At 74.2% G+C, this 18,476-nt stretch carries 15 protein-coding genes and 2 pseudogenes; 9 read left to right on the forward strand and 8 right to left on the reverse strand.

Annotation, left to right across the window (positions count from 1 at the left end):
• The first annotated feature begins 83 nt into the window (after nt 1–83).
• On the forward strand, nt 84–809 hold the full coding sequence (locus ACH4J0_RS23655; RefSeq protein WP_396242517.1) for an ABC transporter ATP-binding protein: 726 nt from the start codon (nt 84–86) through the stop codon (nt 807–809).
• The gene (locus ACH4J0_RS23660; RefSeq protein ID WP_396242518.1) at nt 806–3,196 is read left to right on the forward strand and encodes an FtsX-like permease family protein; all 2,391 of its coding nucleotides are present in this window, start codon (nt 806–808) and stop codon (nt 3,194–3,196) included. Before ACH4J0_RS23655 ends, ACH4J0_RS23660 begins: the two co-directional genes overlap by 4 nt.
• 188 nt (nt 3,197–3,384) lie before the next feature.
• Here the strand turns inward: ACH4J0_RS23660 and ACH4J0_RS23665 are convergent, their stop codons facing one another.
• Nucleotides 3,385–4,146 carry a MerR family transcriptional regulator gene (locus tag ACH4J0_RS23665; protein WP_396242519.1) on the reverse strand — a complete coding sequence of 254 codons (762 nt, stop codon included), beginning with the start codon at nt 4,144–4,146 and terminating at the stop codon, nt 3,385–3,387.
• 179 nt (nt 4,147–4,325) lie between these two features.
• Nucleotides 4,326–5,249, reverse strand: a complete 924-nt coding sequence (locus tag ACH4J0_RS23670; RefSeq protein ID WP_396242577.1) for a LysR family transcriptional regulator — start codon at nt 5,247–5,249, stop codon at nt 4,326–4,328.
• Nucleotides 5,250–5,470: 221 nt separating this feature from the next.
• Between ACH4J0_RS23670 and ACH4J0_RS23675 the strand changes: the two are divergent.
• The 4 genes and pseudogenes from ACH4J0_RS23675 to ACH4J0_RS23690 form a co-directional block, all read left to right on the forward strand.
• Nucleotides 5,471–5,827, forward strand: a pseudogene (locus ACH4J0_RS23675) (EamA family transporter); the annotation flags it as partial.
• Nucleotides 5,828–6,254: 427 nt separating this feature from the next.
• Nucleotides 6,255–6,407 (forward strand): EamA family transporter, encoded by a 153-nt coding sequence (locus ACH4J0_RS23680; protein ID WP_396242578.1) that lies wholly within the window; start codon nt 6,255–6,257, stop codon nt 6,405–6,407.
• A gap of 176 nt (nt 6,408–6,583) precedes the next feature.
• Nucleotides 6,584–7,159 carry an MFS transporter gene (locus tag ACH4J0_RS23685; RefSeq protein WP_396242579.1) on the forward strand — a complete coding sequence of 192 codons (576 nt, stop codon included), beginning with the start codon at nt 6,584–6,586 and terminating at the stop codon, nt 7,157–7,159.
• On the forward strand, nt 7,042–7,743 hold the full coding sequence (locus tag ACH4J0_RS23690; protein ID WP_396242580.1) for an MFS transporter: 702 nt from the start codon (nt 7,042–7,044) through the stop codon (nt 7,741–7,743). The genes ACH4J0_RS23685 and ACH4J0_RS23690 overlap by 118 nt, the downstream gene beginning before the upstream one ends.
• Here ACH4J0_RS23690 and ACH4J0_RS23695 read toward each other — a convergent pair.
• The 6 genes and pseudogenes from ACH4J0_RS23695 to ACH4J0_RS23720 form a co-directional block, all read right to left on the reverse strand.
• The gene (locus tag ACH4J0_RS23695; protein ID WP_396242520.1) at nt 7,658–8,038 is read right to left on the reverse strand and encodes a hypothetical protein; all 381 of its coding nucleotides are present in this window, start codon (nt 8,036–8,038) and stop codon (nt 7,658–7,660) included. The two genes, ACH4J0_RS23690 and ACH4J0_RS23695, sit on opposite strands and share 86 nt — an antisense overlap.
• Nucleotides 8,039–8,205: 167 nt before the next feature.
• Entirely contained in the window at nt 8,206–9,342 is a 1,137-nt protein-coding gene (locus ACH4J0_RS23700; protein WP_396242521.1) for an SUKH-4 family immunity protein, read from the reverse strand.
• 242 nt (nt 9,343–9,584) lie between these two features.
• Nucleotides 9,585–9,845 (reverse strand): annotated as a pseudogene (locus tag ACH4J0_RS23705) (transposase); the annotation flags it as partial.
• Between the two features lie 457 nt (nt 9,846–10,302).
• Complete coding sequence (locus ACH4J0_RS23710; protein WP_396242522.1) at nt 10,303–10,893, reverse strand: DinB family protein; 591 nt, start codon at nt 10,891–10,893, stop codon at nt 10,303–10,305.
• A 146-nt stretch (nt 10,894–11,039) separates the two neighbouring features.
• Nucleotides 11,040–11,612, reverse strand: a complete 573-nt coding sequence (locus ACH4J0_RS23715) for a dihydrofolate reductase family protein (protein WP_396242523.1) — start codon at nt 11,610–11,612, stop codon at nt 11,040–11,042.
• A 148-nt stretch (nt 11,613–11,760) separates the two neighbouring features.
• On the reverse strand, nt 11,761–12,174 hold the full coding sequence (locus tag ACH4J0_RS23720; protein ID WP_396242524.1) for a hypothetical protein: 414 nt from the start codon (nt 12,172–12,174) through the stop codon (nt 11,761–11,763).
• A 340-nt stretch (nt 12,175–12,514) separates the two neighbouring features.
• Here ACH4J0_RS23720 and ACH4J0_RS23725 point away from each other — a divergent pair, with 340 nt between their 5' ends.
• The 3 genes from ACH4J0_RS23725 to ACH4J0_RS23735 all read left to right on the forward strand — a co-directional run bounded on the left by ACH4J0_RS23725 (nt 12,515) and on the right by ACH4J0_RS23735 (nt 18,366).
• Complete coding sequence (locus tag ACH4J0_RS23725) at nt 12,515–13,252, forward strand: hypothetical protein (protein WP_396242525.1); 738 nt, start codon at nt 12,515–12,517, stop codon at nt 13,250–13,252.
• A 10-nt stretch (nt 13,253–13,262) separates the two neighbouring features.
• Nucleotides 13,263–14,954, forward strand: coding sequence for a DNA polymerase Y family protein (locus ACH4J0_RS23730; RefSeq protein WP_396242526.1), 1,692 nt, complete (start codon nt 13,263–13,265; stop codon nt 14,952–14,954).
• 100 nt (nt 14,955–15,054) lie between these two features.
• Entirely contained in the window at nt 15,055–18,366 is a 3,312-nt protein-coding gene (locus tag ACH4J0_RS23735) for an error-prone DNA polymerase (protein ID WP_396242527.1), read from the forward strand.
• The last annotated feature ends 110 nt before the right edge of the window (nt 18,367–18,476 follow it).

Raw genomic sequence — 18,476 nt, forward strand, 5'->3', positions numbered from 1 at the left:
GCACTCGGTCGCGGATTCGTAGCGTGATGTCCCGTCAGCCGGCCCGGCTCCCCCGGCGCCGGACCCCGAACCATGGAGGGCCCGTGAACGCGCCGATCATCAGGATCCGCGGCGTCAGCAAGACGTACGACCGATCCGACACCGCCCGTCCTGCCCTGGCCGGGCTCGACCTGGAGGTGCGGGCCGGCGAGGCGCTGGCCGTGCTCGGCCGCTCGGGCAGCGGCAAGTCCACCCTGCTGAACCTGATCGCCGGCCTCGACCACCCGAGCGAGGGCGGCGTCGAGGTGGACGGCGTGGCCGTCCACGAGCTCGGCGAGGCCGCGCTGGCCGAGTACCGGCGGACCCGGATCGGCATGGTGTTCCAGTTCTTCAACCTGCTGGACGACCTGAACGTGGAGGACAACGTGCTGCTCCCGGCCCAACTGGCCGGGATGCGGCGGGACCAGGCCGGGGCCCGGGCCGGGGAGCTGCTGGAGCGGCTCGGGGTGGCCCGGCACGCCAAGGCCTTCCCCGGCCGGCTCTCCGGCGGCGAGCGCCAGCGTGTCGCGGTGGCCCGGGCGCTGATGAACCGTCCGCCGCTGCTGCTGGCCGACGAGCCGACCGGGGCGCTGGACACCGCCTCCGCCGCCGATGTCCGCGACCTGCTCCGCGGGCTCAACGCGGAGGGCCAGACGATCCTGTTGGTCACCCACGACACGGCGCTCGCCGAGGCCTGCGCCGACCGGACGATCGAACTGCTCGACGGCAGGCTGGTCCGGGACACGGCGGCCGTGTCGGCGGGCGGGGGCCGGAGCGGGGTGGGCGCATGAGCGCCATGAGCAAGGTGGTTCGGGCCGGAGTCGGCCGCAAGCGGGTGCAGACCCTGGTCATGGTGCTCACCACGATGATGTCGGTGACGGCGTGCATCCTCGCCCTCGGGCTGCTGGTGGCCGCCCGGGGCCCGTACGAGCGCTCCTTCGCCGACCAGCACGGCGCGCATCTCAACGTGGTGTACGACCAGACCAAGGTGAGCCCCGCCCAGCTCGCCGCGGCCGCGCACGCGCCCGGTGTGACGGCCTCGGCCGGCCCCCTTCCGGCCGTGACCGTCCAGCCGCGCTCCGGCCCGGGCACCGAGATCCCGCCGACAGGCAGCCTGCTGCCGCCGATGACGCTGGTCGGCCGTGCCCAGAACGGCCCGATGGACGACCTGCGGATCACCAACGGCCGCTGGATCGCGGGCCCCGGCGAGGTGGTGTTCCTGGACGGGCACTCCCCGCTGGCGGTCGGCGACAGCATGGAGTTCCGCGACCTGCCCGGGCACCCGACGCTCAAGGTCGTCGGCCTGGCCGCCTCGGTCTCCTGGAGCGCGGACGGGTGGGTCTCCCCCGAGCAGGTGGCCGGGCTGACAGCGCCGGGCACGCCGCCCGCCGCCCAGTACCTCTACCGCTTCGCCCACGCCGGCAGCGACGCCGAGATGCAGGCCGACCACGCGGCGATCACCGCCGCGGTGCCGAACGGCGCGATCACCAAGGCGACCACCTACCGGCCCGCCCGGGAGGAGGCCAACCGGACGGCTTCGACCTTCGTCCCGTTCGTCACGGCGTTCGGATTGCTCGGCCTGGCCATGTCGGTGCTGATCGTCGGCGTCGTGGTCAGCGGCGCGGTGAGCGCCGCCACCCGGCGGATCGGCATCCTCAAGTCGCTGGGCTTCACCCCGGCCCAGGTGGCACGCGCCTACGTCGGCCAGGCGCTGATCCCCGCCGGGCTCGGCACCGCACTGGGCGTGTTCGGAGGGAACCTGCTGTCCGTGCCCGTGCTCGGGATGGCTCACAAGGCCCTGCGCGGCGGTCTGCTCGGCATTCCGATCTGGGTGGACGTGGTGGTCGCGGTGGCAGCCCTGGGCGCGGTGGTCGGCACGGCGCTGGTGCCGGCGCTGCGGGCCGGACGGCTGCGCACGGTGGAGGCGCTCGCGGTCGGCCGGACGGCGCCCGGCGCCAAGCGGGCGGCCGCCGGGGGAGTGGCGGGCCGGGGCGGAGCAGCGGGCCTGCTGTCCCGGGTGCAGAACCTGATCAGCCGGCTGCCGGTGCCGCGTGCGCTCAGTCTCGGGCTGGCGTCCCCGCTGAACCGACCGGGCCGCTCGGCCACCACGGCCGCCGCGGTGGTGCTCGGTACGGTCGGGGTCACCCTGTGCGTTGGTCTGACGCTCTCACTGGGCTCCCTCCAGGACGGGCTGACGGCCGACCGCGCGGGCAAGGTCGTGGTCCAGGCGCCGTTCGACGGCTCCAAGCCCGTCGACCACGTCGACGAGGCGGCCGTGGTGAAGGCGATCGAGTCCCGCCCCGGCACCAAGGCCTGGTACAGCAGCGTGCCGGTCCCGGCCACCGTGGCCGGGAACACCGGACGCTCCGAGATGGTCGCATTCGCCGGCGACACCTCCTGGAGCGGCTTCCAACTGGTCTCGGGTCGCTGGTTCCACGGCCCCGGTGAGGTGACGGTCAGCGCGGCCTTCCTGCGCGCCAACCAGAAGGAGGTCGGTGACACCGTCACCCTCACCGACCACGGTCGCGACACTGCGGCGAAGATCATCGGCGAGGTCCTCACCACCGAGGACGTGGTGTTCCTGGACCGGTCCACGCTGGAGCCGCTCGGCGGCGCGATCCATCCCGAGGCGATCTCGTTCCACATCGACCTCACCTCGGGCACCGACGTGAAGGCCTACGCGGACGGGCTGGACGCGGCCGTCTCGCCGATGGGGCTGAGCGCAGACCCGGGCGAGGAGCACATCAACATCGTGGTGCTGGCGATGAACACCCTGGCGGGCACTCTCACGCTGCTGCTCTCCGTGGTGGCAGGGCTCGGGGTGCTCAACACGGTGCTGCTGGACACCAGGGAACGGGTGCACGACCTCGGGGTGCTCAAGGCGCTCGGGATGTCGCCCCGGCAGACCATCGGCATGGTGCTCACCTCGGTCTGCGGAAGCGGACTGGTGGCCGGACTGGTCGGGGTCCCGATCGGGATCGCCGTGCACCACCTGGTGATGCCCGCAATGGCCAGCGCCGCCGGGATCGGAGTGCCGGACGTGGACCTCACGGTGTTCGCCCCGTCGGTGGTGGGGCCGCTGATACTCGGTGGCCTGGTGCTGGCCCTGCTCGGGGCCCTGCTGCCCGCCACCTGGGCCGCCCGCACGCGGACGGTCACGGCGCTACGGACCGAGTGACGGCAGAGACGGCGGGAACAGCAGGGACGGCAGGGAAGAGGCTCCGGTCACCCGGTCGACTGACCACCGGGTGACCGGGTGACCGGGCGGAGGGTGGGTTGCTACCGCGCTACTGCCGGGCCCCTCGCCCCAGCGGAAGCGCCCCCGGGTTCACCCGTTTCCGCGCGCCCCGTCCCCTCCTGCCCGGCTCAGGAGAGCCGCGCATCCGCGTACGCCTCCATGGCGGCGCGCTGGTAGGCGGCCAGCCCCGAGGCAATGGCCTCGTACGCGGCGTTCCACTGCTCGTTCTCCGTGCACGAGCGCGCGATCGCGCGGTACTCCTCCACCGGGACCGCCCGGAGTCCGCTGAGCAGCTGGTACTCCTCGTCGATCATGCGCTGAGTGGGCTCGGCGTCGGCCGGGTGGCCGGCCGCCATCAGCTCAGCCAGGCGGACCATCCGTGCGGTCCGCTCGCGCTGGCCGGCCTCGATCTCGGCCGGGGTCATCGCGGCGGTCACGCGCCGGGCCGCCTCAGCGTGCTCGGGGAAGTCGCGCAGGCTGGCGTCGACGTCGGCGGGCTGGATTCCCTCGAAAAGGTTCTCGGGCCGGTTGATGCTGGTCATGGGCGTGCCATCCTTCCGGGAGCGTTCCAGGTCGGCGATCGTGCGCGAGACGGTGGTGGCCAGGGCGTCGAGCCGATCGCGCTCGGCGACCAGTCGGCGGTGGTGGCCCCGCAGGGACTCCAGTTCGTCCACCTGGTCGCCGATGATCCGGGCGATCTCGGCCAGCCCCACGCCCAGTGCCCGCAGGACGAGGATCTGCTGCAGCTGCAGCAACTGCCGTTCCTCGTAGTAGCGGTGGCCGTTGGAGCCGGTCCAGGCCGGTGACAGCAGCCCGATCTCGTCGTAGTGCCGCAGGGTCCGGGCGGTCACGCCCGACATCCGGGCAACCGCCGCGATCGGCCAGGCCATCGCCGTCTCCTCCCTCGAATCCTTCGCTTCCCGGCGCTCGGTTCCACGTCCATCGGCGTGCACGTTCGTCGGACCGGGGCCGGTTCCTCCGGCCCCTGGTCACGACCGTAGGAGCTGCCGCTGCGGCAGTTTCAAGTCCACCGCAATGCCAAGCCGGTTACGGCACCCCTGGCGTGCCCCTACTCCGCCGCGTCCGCCGCCTCTGCAGCTACCGTTGCCGCGTCCGCTGCCTCCGCCGGCTTCGCCGCCGAGCGCAGCGCCGCAACCATGGCCCCGAGCACTGGTTGCCCCCAGGCCCCCTCCCGCACGGCGGCGTGCAGGGTGCGCACCGGTTCCGGGCCGCGCACCCGGTGCACCGTGACGCCGGGGTGTCGCTGGGCCAGGCCCAGTTCCGGCAGGAGCGACACCCCCAGCCCCGCCGCGACGAAGCCCTGCGCGGTCAGATAGTCCGCGCCGTCCACCGCGACCGTCGGACGGAACCCGGCCGCGTCGCAGGCGTCGTGCACGAGGCTCCGGCAGGGCCCGGGCGGTTCGGCGCCCACCCAGGGCTCGTCGGCCAGCTCGGCCAGGTCCAGGACGCGACGAGCGGCCAGCCGGTGCCCCCGGGGCAGTACGGCGCGGTACGGATCGTCGTGCAGGTGCACCAGCCGCAGGCCGGCCGGGGCCTCGTCGGACCAGAACACCACGGCCAGGTCGGCCCGGCCGTCCCGCACCTCGGTGAGCTGGTCCGTCGGTTCCGTCAGGCCCAGGTCGAGGCGCACGCCCGGGTGCTCCCGGCGGAAGGCGGCGACGGCCGGGGCCACCAGGGTGGCGCCTGCCGTGGCGAAGTAGCGGACGGTCAGGCTGCCGCTGCGCCCGGCTCGCAGGTCGGCCAGCGCCGCACCCGCCTCCGCGACCTGCCGGTCGATGGTCGCCGCGTGCCCGGCGAGCAGCAGCCCGGCGGCGGTCGGCCGCACGCCCCGCCCGATCCGCTCCAGCAAGGCCGTCCCCGTCTCCCGCTCCAACGTCGTCACCTGCTGGCTGACGGCCGACGGGGTGTAGCCGAGCGCGGCGGCGGCCGCGCTCACCGAGCCGTGGTCGACCACAGCTCGCAGCACCTGCATCCGGCGGACGTCGAGCGAGACATTCATACAGCCCAGCTTAAACATCATGAAGGACTCTTCGCTTGTGCTACGTGATCCCTCCACGCGATCGTCGACCGACAACTCGTCCACGACCGGGCCTGTCCACCACCGGGCCTGTCCACCACCGGGCCTGTCCACGACCGGCCCTGTCCACCACCGGACCTCATCCACCATCGACGGAAGGACACCCCGTGCTGCGGATGGCCGTCCTCGCCCTGTTCTGGGGCTCGGGCTTCCTCTGGATAAGGATCGCGCTGCAACACGGGCTCACCCCGGTGCAGATCACCGTGCTGCGCGCCGCCCTCGGCGCCGCCGTCCTGCTGTTGCTCGCCCGCTCCGCCCGGCAACGCCTCCCGCGCGACGGCGCACTCTGGCGGCGGCTCGCCGTGGCCGCGTTCTTCTGCAACGCCCTGCCGTTCCTGCTCACCGCGTACGGCGAGCGCAGCGTCGGCTCCGGCACGGCCGGGGTGCTGCACGCGACCACTCCGCTCTGGTCGTTGCTGATCGGCCTCACCCTCGGCACCGACCGAGCCCCCGGCACCGAACCCGGTGCCACGTACAACCCGCTGCGCCTCGCCGGCCTGCTGCTCGGCTTCGCCGGAGTGCTGCTGATCCTCGCCCCCTGGCGCGAGGGCGGCGGGATCAGCGTCCCCGGGGCGCTCGCCCTGCTCGGCGCGGCCGCGAGCTATGCCGTCGCCTTCGCCTACATGGCCCGGGCGTTCACCGGCACGGGCACCGCCCCGCTCGCCCTCTCCGCCGCCCAGCTCACCGCCGCCGCCGGGCTGAGCACGGTCGCCCTGCCGACGGTCGGCCCGCTGGACCCGTTCAGCGGCGCCGATGCGCTCGGCCTGGCCGCCGTCACCGTCCTCGGCGTCGCCTGCACCGGGCTCACCTTCCACCTCAACTACCGCCTGATCGTTCCACCTCAACTACCGCCTGATCGCCACCGAGGGCCCCACCAGCGCCGCCACCGTCGGCTACCTGCTGCCCGTCGTCTCCACCGCGCTCGGCGCCCTGGTCCTCGGCGAGCAGCTGACCGTACGGGCGGTCGTCGGGGCGGCCGTCGTCCTCGCCGGAGTGTTCCTGGTGAAGCACCGGCCGAAGCCCCGCACCGCCGTTCCGCTACTCACCGACTGAAACGGACCATGCGCCCCCACTCCCTCTGGCGGATCCCCGACTTCCGGGTCCTCTTCGCGGCGACCGCCCTCACCCAACTCGCCACCAACGTCGGCTACGTCGCCGTCCTTGACGCGTGACCCGGACAGGCCGGCCTGCTGGCCACCCTGAGCACCCTCGCCTTCCTGCTCATCGGTCTGCCCGCCGGTGCCTGGGTCGACCGGATGCACCACCGCCGCGTCCTGATCGTCGCCGACCTGGTGAAGGCCGTGCTCTACGCCTCCGTCCCGCTCGCCTGGTGGTTGGGCGGGCTCAGCCTCGGGCAGCTGTACGCGGTCGCGCTGCTCACCGGCGGGGCAACGGTCTTCTTCGACGTCGGCGCGCAGAGCGTGCTGCCCGGGCTGGTCGGCCGTGAGCACCTGGTGGACGCGAACGCCGCCGTGGTCGGCCCGATGGCGTTCGGCAACGTCGCCGGACGCGGCGCGGGCGGGATGCTGGTCCAACTGCTCACCGCGCCGTTGGCGATCGCCGTGACCGCGCTCGGCCACCTCGGCTCAGCGCTCCGGCTGACCGCGCTGCGCCGCACCCCCATCCCGGCGACGACCGTGGGTCCCACCCCCACCCCCCCGGCCTCGGCGCACAGATCGCCGAGGGCCTGCGGCACGTCCTCGGCGCTCCGGAACTGCGCGCACTGGCCGTCACCGCCGCCCTCAACAACCTCGGATCGCAGCTGGTCAACACCCTCCTCCCGGTCCTGTTCGTGCGGGAACTGAACCTGCCCGCAGGGGCGTTGGGCCTGTTCTGGGCGGTCGGTGGGATCGGCGTCCTGCTCGGCTCGCGCTGCGCCCGCCCGATCGCCGCCCGGCTCGGCGACGGCCGCACCCTCGCACTGGCGGGCCCGTGCCTGGCGCCCGCCGGACTGCTGGTGCCGTTGATCGGTGGCGGGCCGTGGCTGCTCCTGGCCGGGGCGGGCTGGCTGCTGGTGTCGCTGAAGACCGGCATGGACAACGTGCTCGGGGTGAGCCTGCGTCAGCGGATGACCCCGGACGCGCTGCTCGGCCGGATGAACGCCACCTTCCGGTTCCTGCTCTTCGGCGCGCTCGCGGTCGGCTCCGCGCTGTCCGGGCTGCTCGGCGAACTCCTCGGCCTGCGCACCACGCTCTGGCTCGGCGGGGCGGTGCTCGCGACGGCCTTCCTGCCGGTCTACTTCTCCCCGGTGCGCACCCGCCGCCGACCGCCCGAGGCGCCGCCGGGGGCGGGGGTGGGGACGGCTACCAGCCCGGACCGGTGCCGTGCCCCGGTTGCCAGTCCAGTCCCGGGTTCGGGCGTGGACGATGGGTGCGCACCAGTGAGGTGACCGACCAGACCACCACGGTCAGCAGCGCGTAGAACAGCAGCAGCGCCCAGAACGGGGTGGCGGACATGCTCTGGTCCTCGAACCGGCACCAGGCGTCCGGCGGCAGCCAGGACGCACCCGTCTCCAGCAGCCGCCCACCGCCCGAGACCAGGCCGCGCTCGCAGCGCTCCCCGTAGTCCAGTGACCGCACGTACAGCAGGACGTACAGCGCGCCCGCCGAAGCGAGGGAGAGCGCGGCGCTGATGCCGAGGAGCATCGTCCGTCTTCGCCCGGTCGCCGTACGGTTGTTCGTCACCGAGGCAGCGTACCGGCGCGGCGGCCCCGGCCGGGCCGGATCACGACGCCGCAGATCAGCGGCTCAGCAGGACAGCGAAGTCAGCAGGTCCACGAGGCCCACGAGGTCCACGAGGTCCACGAGGTCCACGAGGCTCGCAGAGTCAACAAGGTCGACAGCTCAGCACCTCACCCGAGCAACCCGCCCAGATGCCCGTCCTCGGCGAGCAGCCGCCAGGAGCGGCCCGGCGAGGCGAAGGCCTCCGGGTCGACGCCCTCGACCAGCCGGTCCACCACGGTGCTCAGCAGTGACTGCGGATCGAACACCGCCCAGGTGTCCCGACCCCGGCCGTGCTCCCAGCGCTCCCATTCCACGCGCAGCCGTTCGTACGTCCACAGTGCGTAGAGCAGGGCGGACAGGTCGCGGTTGAGGTAGGCCTCGGGCTGTCCGTCGTCGTACCAGTCCGGCAGCTCGAGCCGGCCGGTGGCGCCGTCCAGGGCGATCGTGAGGTCGGTCGGCCAGTCCCCGAGCACGAGGAAGTCCCGCTGGTACGGGCGCTCCTCCTCGCCGTCGAAGTACTCCGGGTACGCCTCCGCCATGGTGACCAGCGGCTCCTGGCACACGCCGAACATCGCTCCGCCGAGCGGCAGCCCGACCTCGGTGAGCAGTCGCCGGGTCGGCTCGTGCACCAGGGCGGCGGGCAGCGCCTCCGGCCGGAACCGGTGCACCAGGCCCGCGCCGCCGTCCTCGTCGGTGAGCGCCGCCAGCTCGGCCACCAGCTCCGCGCCGACCTCGTACGCGGGCCCGTCCGGCGCGCCGGGCAGTGCACCCCAGGCCAGCGCCCGCACCAGCAGCGCCGTCCCCCAGTGCGCGGGCGGGGCGTCACGCTCGAACAGCCGGGGGTCGATCTGCCGCATCCGCCGCTCGGCCCCGGCCATCACCTCGGCCACCACCGTGGGCCCGCGCCGCCCGTCCAGCGACTCCGGTCGTCGGGCCGCCTCGCCCACCGCCTCGACCTCCCGCACCAGTGCGGTCAGCGCGGCCAGGTCGGAGGCCAGCGGGTCCCGCCGGGGGCCACCGTTGCCCAGGTACACCTCACCGGTGGTCCCGTCCAACAGCACGAGGTCGCCGACGGGGGCGAAGGGCGTGCAGTAGTCCGTCTCCCCCAGGACGAAGAGCCGCTCCGCCCCGGCGGTCGGGAAGGCCCTCAGCGGCCCGCCGCCGAGCGCCCCGAAGTCCAGGAACGCCCCGGCCGCGGGCAGTCCCTCCCGCACCAGGAACTCCCGGCTCCCCTCGTGCACCACCCCGCCCGGCACCTCGGACACCCGCACACACCCCACGTGCCCCACCCTTCACCGTTCCGCCCCCCTGACCCACCTGACCCTAGCGGGCCGACCCGACAACGCCACGGGGGTTTCGTCGGCAGGTGGCAGGTGGCAGGTGGCAGGTGGCAGGTGGCGGTCGGCGGTCGGCGGTCGGCGGTCGGCGGTCGGCGGTCGGCGGTCCGTTGGCCGAGGGCGCCTCCATGTCCTTCATCAAGGTTGCGAGGCGGAGGAGGGCCTGAGTGTGGTCTTGCCGCAGTCTCGCAGCCGGCGTCACGGGCCACGGCGAGCGGCGAGGCGCCGATCGACGCCGGCTGGTCGACGATGACCATGACGCGGCCGAACTTGGCGGTGTACTTGTCGAAGACGGCCCGCAGTTTCGGCTTGCTGTTGGGCAGTCGCTTGTCGAAGACGGTCTTCCCGGCGGCGGTGAGGCCGTGGCCGTGGTGGTCGCCCTTGCCGACGTCCAGGGCGAGGAAGACCGCGATGCCACTCGTGCCGAACACCGAACCCGCCGGGAGTCGTTCATCGTCCCGGCCTCACCCGTCGGCACCGTTCGCGCGCGCATTCACGTTACGCAGCCCCGGCACCCGTCAGCGGCCGGGCGTTGCGCTCGGCCGGGTGCCGGTCAGGCCTCTCATCAGCGGTCACACGGTGCTCCGGGCCCGGTGACACCAGCTCCCAGGTCATGCGATCGACAGGGGGCAACAGTCATGCCGGGCCCGGAGGCCAGGAGCCCCGTTCCAGGATCACGAAGAAGGTAACCGTGATAGTTGAGCTGCGGCCCGGGTTGGGCTGCTGCCGGGATCGACGCCGACGTTCCGGCCTGACCCGCAGGGTAACTGGCGGCTCATCAGGGCCTGCTGCCCCCGAGATGTCTGCCGAACGTCGGCGTCGCCCTGGCCCCCTGCCCCACACTCGTCATGCCCGCCACCCCAGGACTCTCCGCACGGCGTCCGGATGTCAGGCGAGCCCGCCGGCCTGCCGGGCGGCCTGTTCCACGCGGTCGTGGTGAGCCTGCCACCAGGCCTTGTCGCCGGGGGCCGTGTTGGCGCCGTCGGAGCGCTGGCCGGTGGCGCCGTCGATGAGTTCGCGGACGAGGTCGGCGTGGCCGACGTGCCGGTGGGTCTCGGCGATCACATGGACGAGTACCCGGTGCAGGGTCTGCTTCGGGCGGTTGCCGAAGGGGAGTTGGCCGATCGCGTCCAGCGGCAACGCCGCGATGGTGGCGTCCGAGTGGGCCCAGACCCGGCGGTAGCGTCCGAGGATCTCCTCGGTGCTCTCGTCCGCCCGGGCCCACAGGTCGGCGTTCGGTTCGGCGGTGCCGATGATCCACAGCGGGGTGGCTTCGGGGAAGGGGCGCCCGAAGGTCTCGCCGAGGTACAGCGCCTCGGCCCCGGTGACGTGCTTGACCAGCCCCAGCAGGTTGGTCCCGGTGGGGGTGAGTGGTCGCCGGAGGTCGTACTCGGAGAGGCCGTCCAGCTTCCACATCAGGGCGTCGCGGGCGTCCTGGACGTAGATCCGCAGGTCGTTCTTGTCGTCGTTCGCCGTCATGGGAACAGCCTGTTGAACTCCGGGAACCTGTCCACCGAGTTTCAAGGCCTGACGTCACGTCAAGGTGTGGGAGTGCCGGCCCGCACTCGTGCCCGGGCCCCGCCCCCGCCCGGCCCCAGCCGCCCCGCCCCGGCAGGAGCGCCCGGTCAGCGGACGACGTCGGAGACCTGCTTCTGCAGGCCGTTGCCGTAGACCTCGTGCTCGACCGGCTTCAGCTTCTGGGCGTCCTTGTCCGTGGCGCTGAACAGGCGCTTGCCGGCGCCGAGCATCAGGGGGTGGACGAGCAGGTGGTAGTGGTCGAGCAGACCGGCGTCCGAGAGGCTGTGGTTCAGGGCGGCGCTGCCGTGGAGGATGATCGGGCCGCCCTCGGTCTCCTTCGGGGCGCCGACCTGGTCGATCGAGCGCAGGGTGGTGGTCTCGCCCCAGTTCCGGACCGGGTCGTCCTCGGTGAGGGTGGTGGAGACGACGTACTCGGGCATCGTCCTGTAGCGGGCGAACTCGGCCATGTCCGGCCGCACCGGGCTGAACGCCTGGTAGCTGACCCGGCCCATCAGCATGGCGGCGGCCTCCTCCTGCTCCCGCCCCTTGATCTCGTACGCCTGGGGGAGGAACTCGACGTCCTTGACGGTCCATCCGGAGTTCCGGTAGCCGGGTTCGCCGCCGGAGGCCTCGACGACGCCGTCGAGCGAGACGAAGGCGGTGCTGATCAGGATGCGCATGGGTGGTTCCTCGGTTCTCGTTGGGGCCGTGAAGTGAGGGGCGCGGGGCGGGGGCGGGGGCGGGTCAGACGGCGAGGGCCCCGGCCAGCCACTGCTGCCAGGCGTTCTCGACCCTCGTCCGGCACCGGCCCGAAGAGGTGATGGGACATCAGCACCGGTGCGCCACCGTGGTGGAAGGTGTGGAGTCCGTCGGCGGTGCGGAGTTCGAAGCGCTCGTTGTCCGCCCGGACCGCCTCGCCGTCCAGCGGCGGCAGCCCGGCCGGTTCGGCGCGCGGGCCCGGGTGCCCGGGGCGACCGGGAGCGGCGGGGACGGGGCGTGGGCGAGGGCGCTCCGGACCTCCGGGTCCGTGCGTCCGGCGGCCGGGGCGGCGGCGAAGACGGGGACGGCGGTGCGCCCGGGGAAGTGCGCGAGGTACTCGCGGAGGGTGTGCAGGTGGAACGGCCGGCCGCGGCGCAGCGCGTCGTACTCGTCCTGCCAGTCGTCGCCGAGCAGGCCGCTGTGGACGACGCGGATCGCGGTGTTGCCACCGCCCCGTCCCTCGATCAGGTACTCGAAGGCCATGAACCGGCCGTCCTCGGCGGGGGCCGTGCGGGTGGCCAGGCGCCGACCGGGCTCCCCCGGGGGCGGACTCGTCGTGGTACCGGCTGACGAGGATGGCCACGCTCCGGGCGAGCTCCTCGGCGGGGGGCCGTCCGGTCGGTCGCCGAGGCGAACCGGGCCTGGGCGTCGATGCCGAAGGTGGCGACCAGCCGCTTGGCCCGGGAGGCGCCGGTCAGCAGGGCGTCGGTAACTCGACCGGCCGAACGCCGTCGGGCGTTCGGGGCGTCCGGCACGGAGCGTGACGGCCCGGGGCGATGTGGCGGACTTGAATCTTTGCGAACGGATGTTCGATCCTGGGGCTGTGCCCGTTTTCGAATCTGTTTTCGAATCTGCCGCTGAGCAGCCCGAACGCCCCGCGCTGCGGTCGGTGGCGCTGACGGCTGCCGTGCCCCAGGACGGGCGGGCGGCGACGGGGCGCGGGCTGGTACCGGTGGCACCCGCGCTGCGGGAGGTGCTGCCGGACGGCGGACTGCGCCGGGGGACGGCGGTGTCGGTGGCGGGCGGGGACGCCGGACTGCTGCTGGCACTGGCCGCCGGGGTGCGGGAGACCGAGGGCGGCTGGGCGGCGGCGATCGGACTGCCGGACCTGGGGCTAGCCGCCGCCGAGGGGTACGGGCTGGACCTGCGCCGCCTGCTGGTCGCGGACGACCCCGGGGCGCACTGGCCCGAGGTGGTGTCGGTGCTGGCCGGCGCGGTCGAACTGATCATGCTGCGCCCGGACGGGCCGGTGCCGCCGAAGCTGGCCACCCGCCTGGCCGCCGTGCTGCGGCGCAGCGGCTGCGTGCTGCTGGTGGCCGGGCCGTGGCCGGGAGCGGCGCTGCGACTGGGGGTGCGGTCCGGGCGCTGGTTCGGTCTGGGGGACGGCTACGGGCAGCTCGCCGGTCGGCAGGTGGAGGTCGTGGCCGAGGGGCGCGGGTCGGCGGTGCGCGGCCGGACGGCCCGGCTCTGGCTGCCGGACGAGCACGGCGCGGTGCGCCCGGTCCGGGAGCAGCCCGAGCCGATGGCGGAGCCGGCGGAACCACTCGTGGCGGTGGTGTGACATGTCGACGATGCCCGGCAGTGAAAGAACCCCCCGGGTGCTGGTGGTCTGGTGCCCGGACTGGCCGGTGGTGGCCGTCACCGGCGACGACCCGGTGGCGGTCACCGAGGGCGGCCGGATCCTCGCCTGCTCGGCGGGCGCCCGGGCGGCCGGGGTGCGGCAGGGGCAGCGGCTCAAGCTGGCCCAGCGGCTCTGCCCGGAACTGGAGCTGCGCGACCGTGACCCGGAGGCGGAGGCCCGCCGCTTCGAGCCGGTGGCCGCGGCGGTGGAGGCGTTCACGCCCCGGGTGGAGGTGATCCGCCCGGGCCTGTGCGCCATCCCGGTGAAGGGCCCGGGCCGTTACTTCGGCGGCGAGGAGGCGCTGGCGGCCCTGGTCGGCACGGCGGTGACGGATGCCCTCGAACGGCCGCCCGTCCCGGACGCCGTCCCCGGTGCGGTGACGGTGCCCCCTGGGCCCCCTGCCGAAGCGGCCGAAACCAAAGCCGACCCCGACCCCGACTCCGATCCCGACCTCGAAGCCGAACCCGAAGCAGCCCCCCGAACCACCCCCTACGCCCAGATCGGCGTGGCCGACGGCCTGTTCGCCGCCGTCCTCGCCGCCCGCGCCGGGGTGCTGGTCCCCGCCGGCCGCACGGCGGAGTTCCTCGCCCCGTACCCGGTGGGCGCACTGGGCGACGAGGCGCTGGCCGAACTTCTCGGGCGGCTCGGCCTGCCCACCGTCGGGGCCTTCGCCGCGCTGCCGCCCGAGGCCGTCGCGGACCGCTTCGGCCCGGCCGGGACGGTCGCGCACCGGCTGGCCCGGGGCCTTCAGCCGCGCCCGCTGGTGCCGCGCGACGAGGAGCCGGACCTCTCCGTCGAGCAGCGCTTCGACCCGCCGGAGCCGCTGGCCGAACCGCTGGTGTTCGTGGCCCGCACGCTGGCCGAGCAGCTGCACCAGCGGCTGGCCGGGGCCGGGCTGACCTGCCGCCGGGTGGCCGTCGAGGTGGCCTGCGCGGACGGGCGGACGGCCTCGAGGCTGTGGCGGCACGAGGGCCGGTTGTCCGCGACGGCGCTGGCCGAGCGGGTCCGCTGGCAGCTCCAGGCCTGGCAGGGCATGGGCACCTTCCCCAGCGACCACGGCGACCAGGCGGGCTTCACCCTGCTCCGCCTCGCCCCCGACGGCCTCTCCCCGGACCAGGGCCGCCAGCTCGCGCTGTGGGGCCAGGCCGTCGCGGACGACCGGGTGGAGCGCGCGGTGGCCCGGGTGCAGGCGGTGCTCGGGCACGCCGGACTGCGCCGGATCGAGCCGGCCGGCGGGCGCGGCCCGGGAGAACAGCAGGTCAAGGTGCCGTGGGGCGAGCCGTACGAGGCGGCGGCTCCGGCCGACGCGCCCTGGCCGGGGCGGTTGGCGGAGCGGTCGGCGGACCTCTGGCCGGCCGTGGTGCTGCGCGAGCCGGCGCCGGTGCGGGTGCTGGACGCGTACGGGCGGCCGGTCACGGTGGACGGCCGGGCGGGGGTGTCGGCCCGGCCGGCCCTGGTCGTGGTCCGGGGCCGGGAGGAGAGGGTGGCGGGCTGGACCGGGCCCTGGCCGGCGGTCGAGTACTGGTGGGACCAGTCGCTCGCCCGCCGCCGGGCGCGGTTCCAGATGGTGGTGGACGGCGGCCGGGCGCTGCTGCTCACCGTGGAGGGGGGCGTGTGGTACCTGGAAGCCGGCTACGACTAGCGGCCCGAGAACCCGCAGCAGCGGAAGCAACAGCTGAAGCAGCTGCCGGAAGCAGCAGGGGGGAGCAGGACGAGCACGAGAACGACGAAGGCAACCCCCGATGGGCTTCACCAGCCACCCCAGCCTCCCCTGGAGCGAACTGCACCGCCGGATGACCGGCGCCGCACCGGACCGCACGGTCGTCCCGCTGCGCCGCCCCGTCGAGGAACCCCCTGCCGCAAGGCCCGGAGAGCCCCATGGACCCCAAGGCCCCCAAGGCCCCCAAGGCCCCGGAGGCAGCCGAAGCCCCGGAGGCCCCCAAGTCCCCGGCGAACCCGCAAACCCCGGCCCCGCCGAACCCTGGGCCGAACTGCACGTCCACTCCGCCTTCAGCTTCCTGGACGGCGCCAGCGACCCGGAGGACCTGGTCGCCGAGGCGGCCCGGCTGGGCGTGGAGACCCTGGCGATCACCGACCACGACGGCCTGTACGCCGCCGTCCGGCTCGCCGGGGCAGCCCGGGGGACGGGCGTGGCCACCGTGTTCGGCGCCGAACTGACGATCAGCGGCGAAGGCGGCACCGAACACCTGCTGGTCCTCGCCCGCGACCCGGCAGGCTACCGCCGCCTCTCCGCCGCGATCGCCGCCGCCCAACTGGCCGGCGGCGCCAAGGGCCGCCCGGCGTACGACCTCGCCACGCTGGCGGGGGCGCACGACGGCCACTGGGCGGTGCTCACCGGCTGCCGCCTCGGCAGGGTCCCGGCCGCGCTGCCCGACCGGGACGAGGCTCAGCGTCAACTGCTCGCCCTCACCCAGGCGTTCGGTCGCGAGAACGTCCACGTCGAGCTGATCGACCAGTGGCTGCCCGGCGACGACCGGCGCAACGACGCCCTCGCCGCGCTCGCCGCCGACCTGCGGCTCCCCGTCGTCGCCTCCACCAACGCCCACCACGCCGGCCCCGCCCAGGGCCGCCTCGCGCAGAGCCTGGCAGCCCTGAACGAACGCCGCACCCTCCAGGAGGCGGTGGGCTGGACGCGGGCGGCCGGCACCGCGCACCTGCGCTCGGGCCGCGAGATGGCCGCCCGACTGGCCCGCTTCCCCGGAGTGCAGCGGGCCACCGCCGAACTCGGCCGCGCCTGCGCCTTCGACTTCGCCAAGCTGGACCCGGAACTGCCCGGCTACCCCGTCCCCGAGGGCGAGACCGAGATCAGTCACCTGCGCGCCCTGGTCGCGGCCGGCGGCCCGGCCCGCTTCGGGCCCGGCAACGCCGCCGCCCGCCGCCAGCTCGCCAGGGAACTGGACGTGATCGAGGACCTCGACCTGGCCGGCTACTTCCTGATCGTGCACGACATCGTGGACTTCTGCCGGAGCCAGGACATCTGGTGCCAGGGCCGGGGCTCGGCCGCCAACTCGGCGGTCTGCTACGCCCTCGGGATCACCGCCGTCGACCCGATCCACTACAAGCTGCTGTTCGAGCGCTTCCTCTCCACCGCCCGGGACGGCCCGCCCGACATCGACCTGGACATCGAGAACCGCCGCCGCGAGGAGGTCATCCAGTACGTCTACCGCCGCTACGGGCGCGAGCACGCCGCCCAGGTCGCCAACGTGATCACCTACCGGCCCCGGCTGGCGATCCGCGACGCCGCCCGGGTGCTCGGCTACCCGCAGGGCCAGGTGGACGCCTTCAGCCGGCAGACCGACTTCCGCTCCGCCCCCGGCGCGGACGCCGTCATCCCCGCCGACGTGCTCTCGCTCGCCGCCCAACTCCACGGCCTGCCGCGCCACCTGGGCATCCACTCGGGCGGCATGGTGCTCACCCGGGAGCCGATCGGGGAGATCTGCCCGACCGAGTGGGCCCGGATGCCCGGGCGTTCCGTGCTGCAGTGGGACAAGGAGTCCACCGCCGGCGCCGGACTGGTGAAGATCGACCTGCTCGGCCTCGGCATGCTCGCCGCGCTGCACGACGCCTGCGACCTGGTCGCCGAACACCACGGCCTGCGCTACGACCTGGCCACCATCCCGGACGACGACGAGGGCGTGTACGGGATGCTGCGCCGGGCCGACACCGTCGGGGTGTTCCAGGTGGAGTCCCGGGCGCAGATGGCCACCCTGCCCCGGCTCAAGCCCGACCACTTCTACGACCTGGTGGTCGAGGTCGCGCTGATCAGGCCCGGCCCGATCCAGGGCGGGTCCGTCCACCCGTACCTGCGCCGCCGCGCCGGGGTGGAGCCGCCCGGCTGCCCCCACCCGCTGATGGAGAACGCCCTCGGCAAGACCCTCGGGGTGCCGCTGTTCCAGGAGCAGATGATGCAACTCGCCATCGACTGCGCCGGGTTCACCCCGTCCGAGGCCGACCGGCTGCGCCAGGCGATGGGCGCCAAGCGCTCGCACGAGCGGGTCGCCCGGCTGCGCGAGCGGCTGCTCGGCGGGATGACCGAGCGCGGCATCCCGCCCGAGGTGGCCGAGGACGTCTACGGCAAGATCGAGGCCTTCTCCAACTACGGTTTCCCGGAGAGCCACGCGATCAGCTTCGCCTATCTGGTGTACGCCAGCGCCTGGCTCAAGTACCACTTCCCGGCGGCCTTCACCTGCGCCCTGCTGGCCAACCAGCCGATGGGCTTCTACTCCCCGCTCAGCCTGGTCGCGGACGCGCGGCGGCACGGTGTCCGGGTGCGCGGGGTGGACGTCAACGCCAGCGGTCCGCGTCCCACCCTGGAACCGTACCGGGGGCCGACGCCCAAGCCGCCGTTGACCGCCGGGCGCCCGCAACCCGCCATCCGGCTCGGCCTGGAGACGGTGCGCGGCATCGGCACCCCGCAGGCCGAGGCGATCGCGGCCGGACAGCCGTACGCCGGCCTGGAGGACTTCGCCCGCCGCACCGGCCTGCCCGCCCCCGTCCTGGAGGCGCTGGCGACGGCCGGAGCCTTCGACTGCTTCGGACTGACGAGACGTCAGGCACTCTGGGCGGCAGGGGCGTTCGCCGGGATCACGGCCGAACTTCTCCCCGGCACCACCCCCGGCACCGAGGCGCCCGAACTGCCCGGCATGAGCCCGGTCGAGGAGACCATCGCCGACCTGTGGGCCACCGGCACCTCCGCCACCAGCCACCCGCTCCAGCACCTGCGTGCCCACCTGGACCGCGGCGGCGCGCTCCGCGCCGACCAGCTCCCGGACGTGCCACCGGGAACGGCGGTGGTGGTCGGTGGCCTGGTCACCCACCGGCAGCGGCCGCCGACGGCCGGCGGGGTGCTCTTCCTCAGCCTGGAGGACGAGACCGGCCTGATCAACGTGATCTGCAACCGCCCGGTCTGGGAGTCCCAGCGCCGCACCGCCCTGGACCGGGCGGGCCTGCTGGTGCACGGCCACGTCGAACGCGACCGGGGCGCCACCAACCTGGTCGCCACCCGCCTCACCCCGCTGCGGATCGGCCTGTGAGCCCTCCCGCGACTCAGTCGGGGTGGCGCACGAGCCCGCTCAGGTCCGGGTCGAAGTCGAACGGATCGGGAACGCGCATGCGGTCGCCGAACTTCCGGTCGTGCCGCACG

This window comes from Kitasatospora sp. NPDC017646, assembly GCF_044329365.1.
GTDB lineage: Bacteria > Actinomycetota > Actinomycetes > Streptomycetales > Streptomycetaceae > Kitasatospora.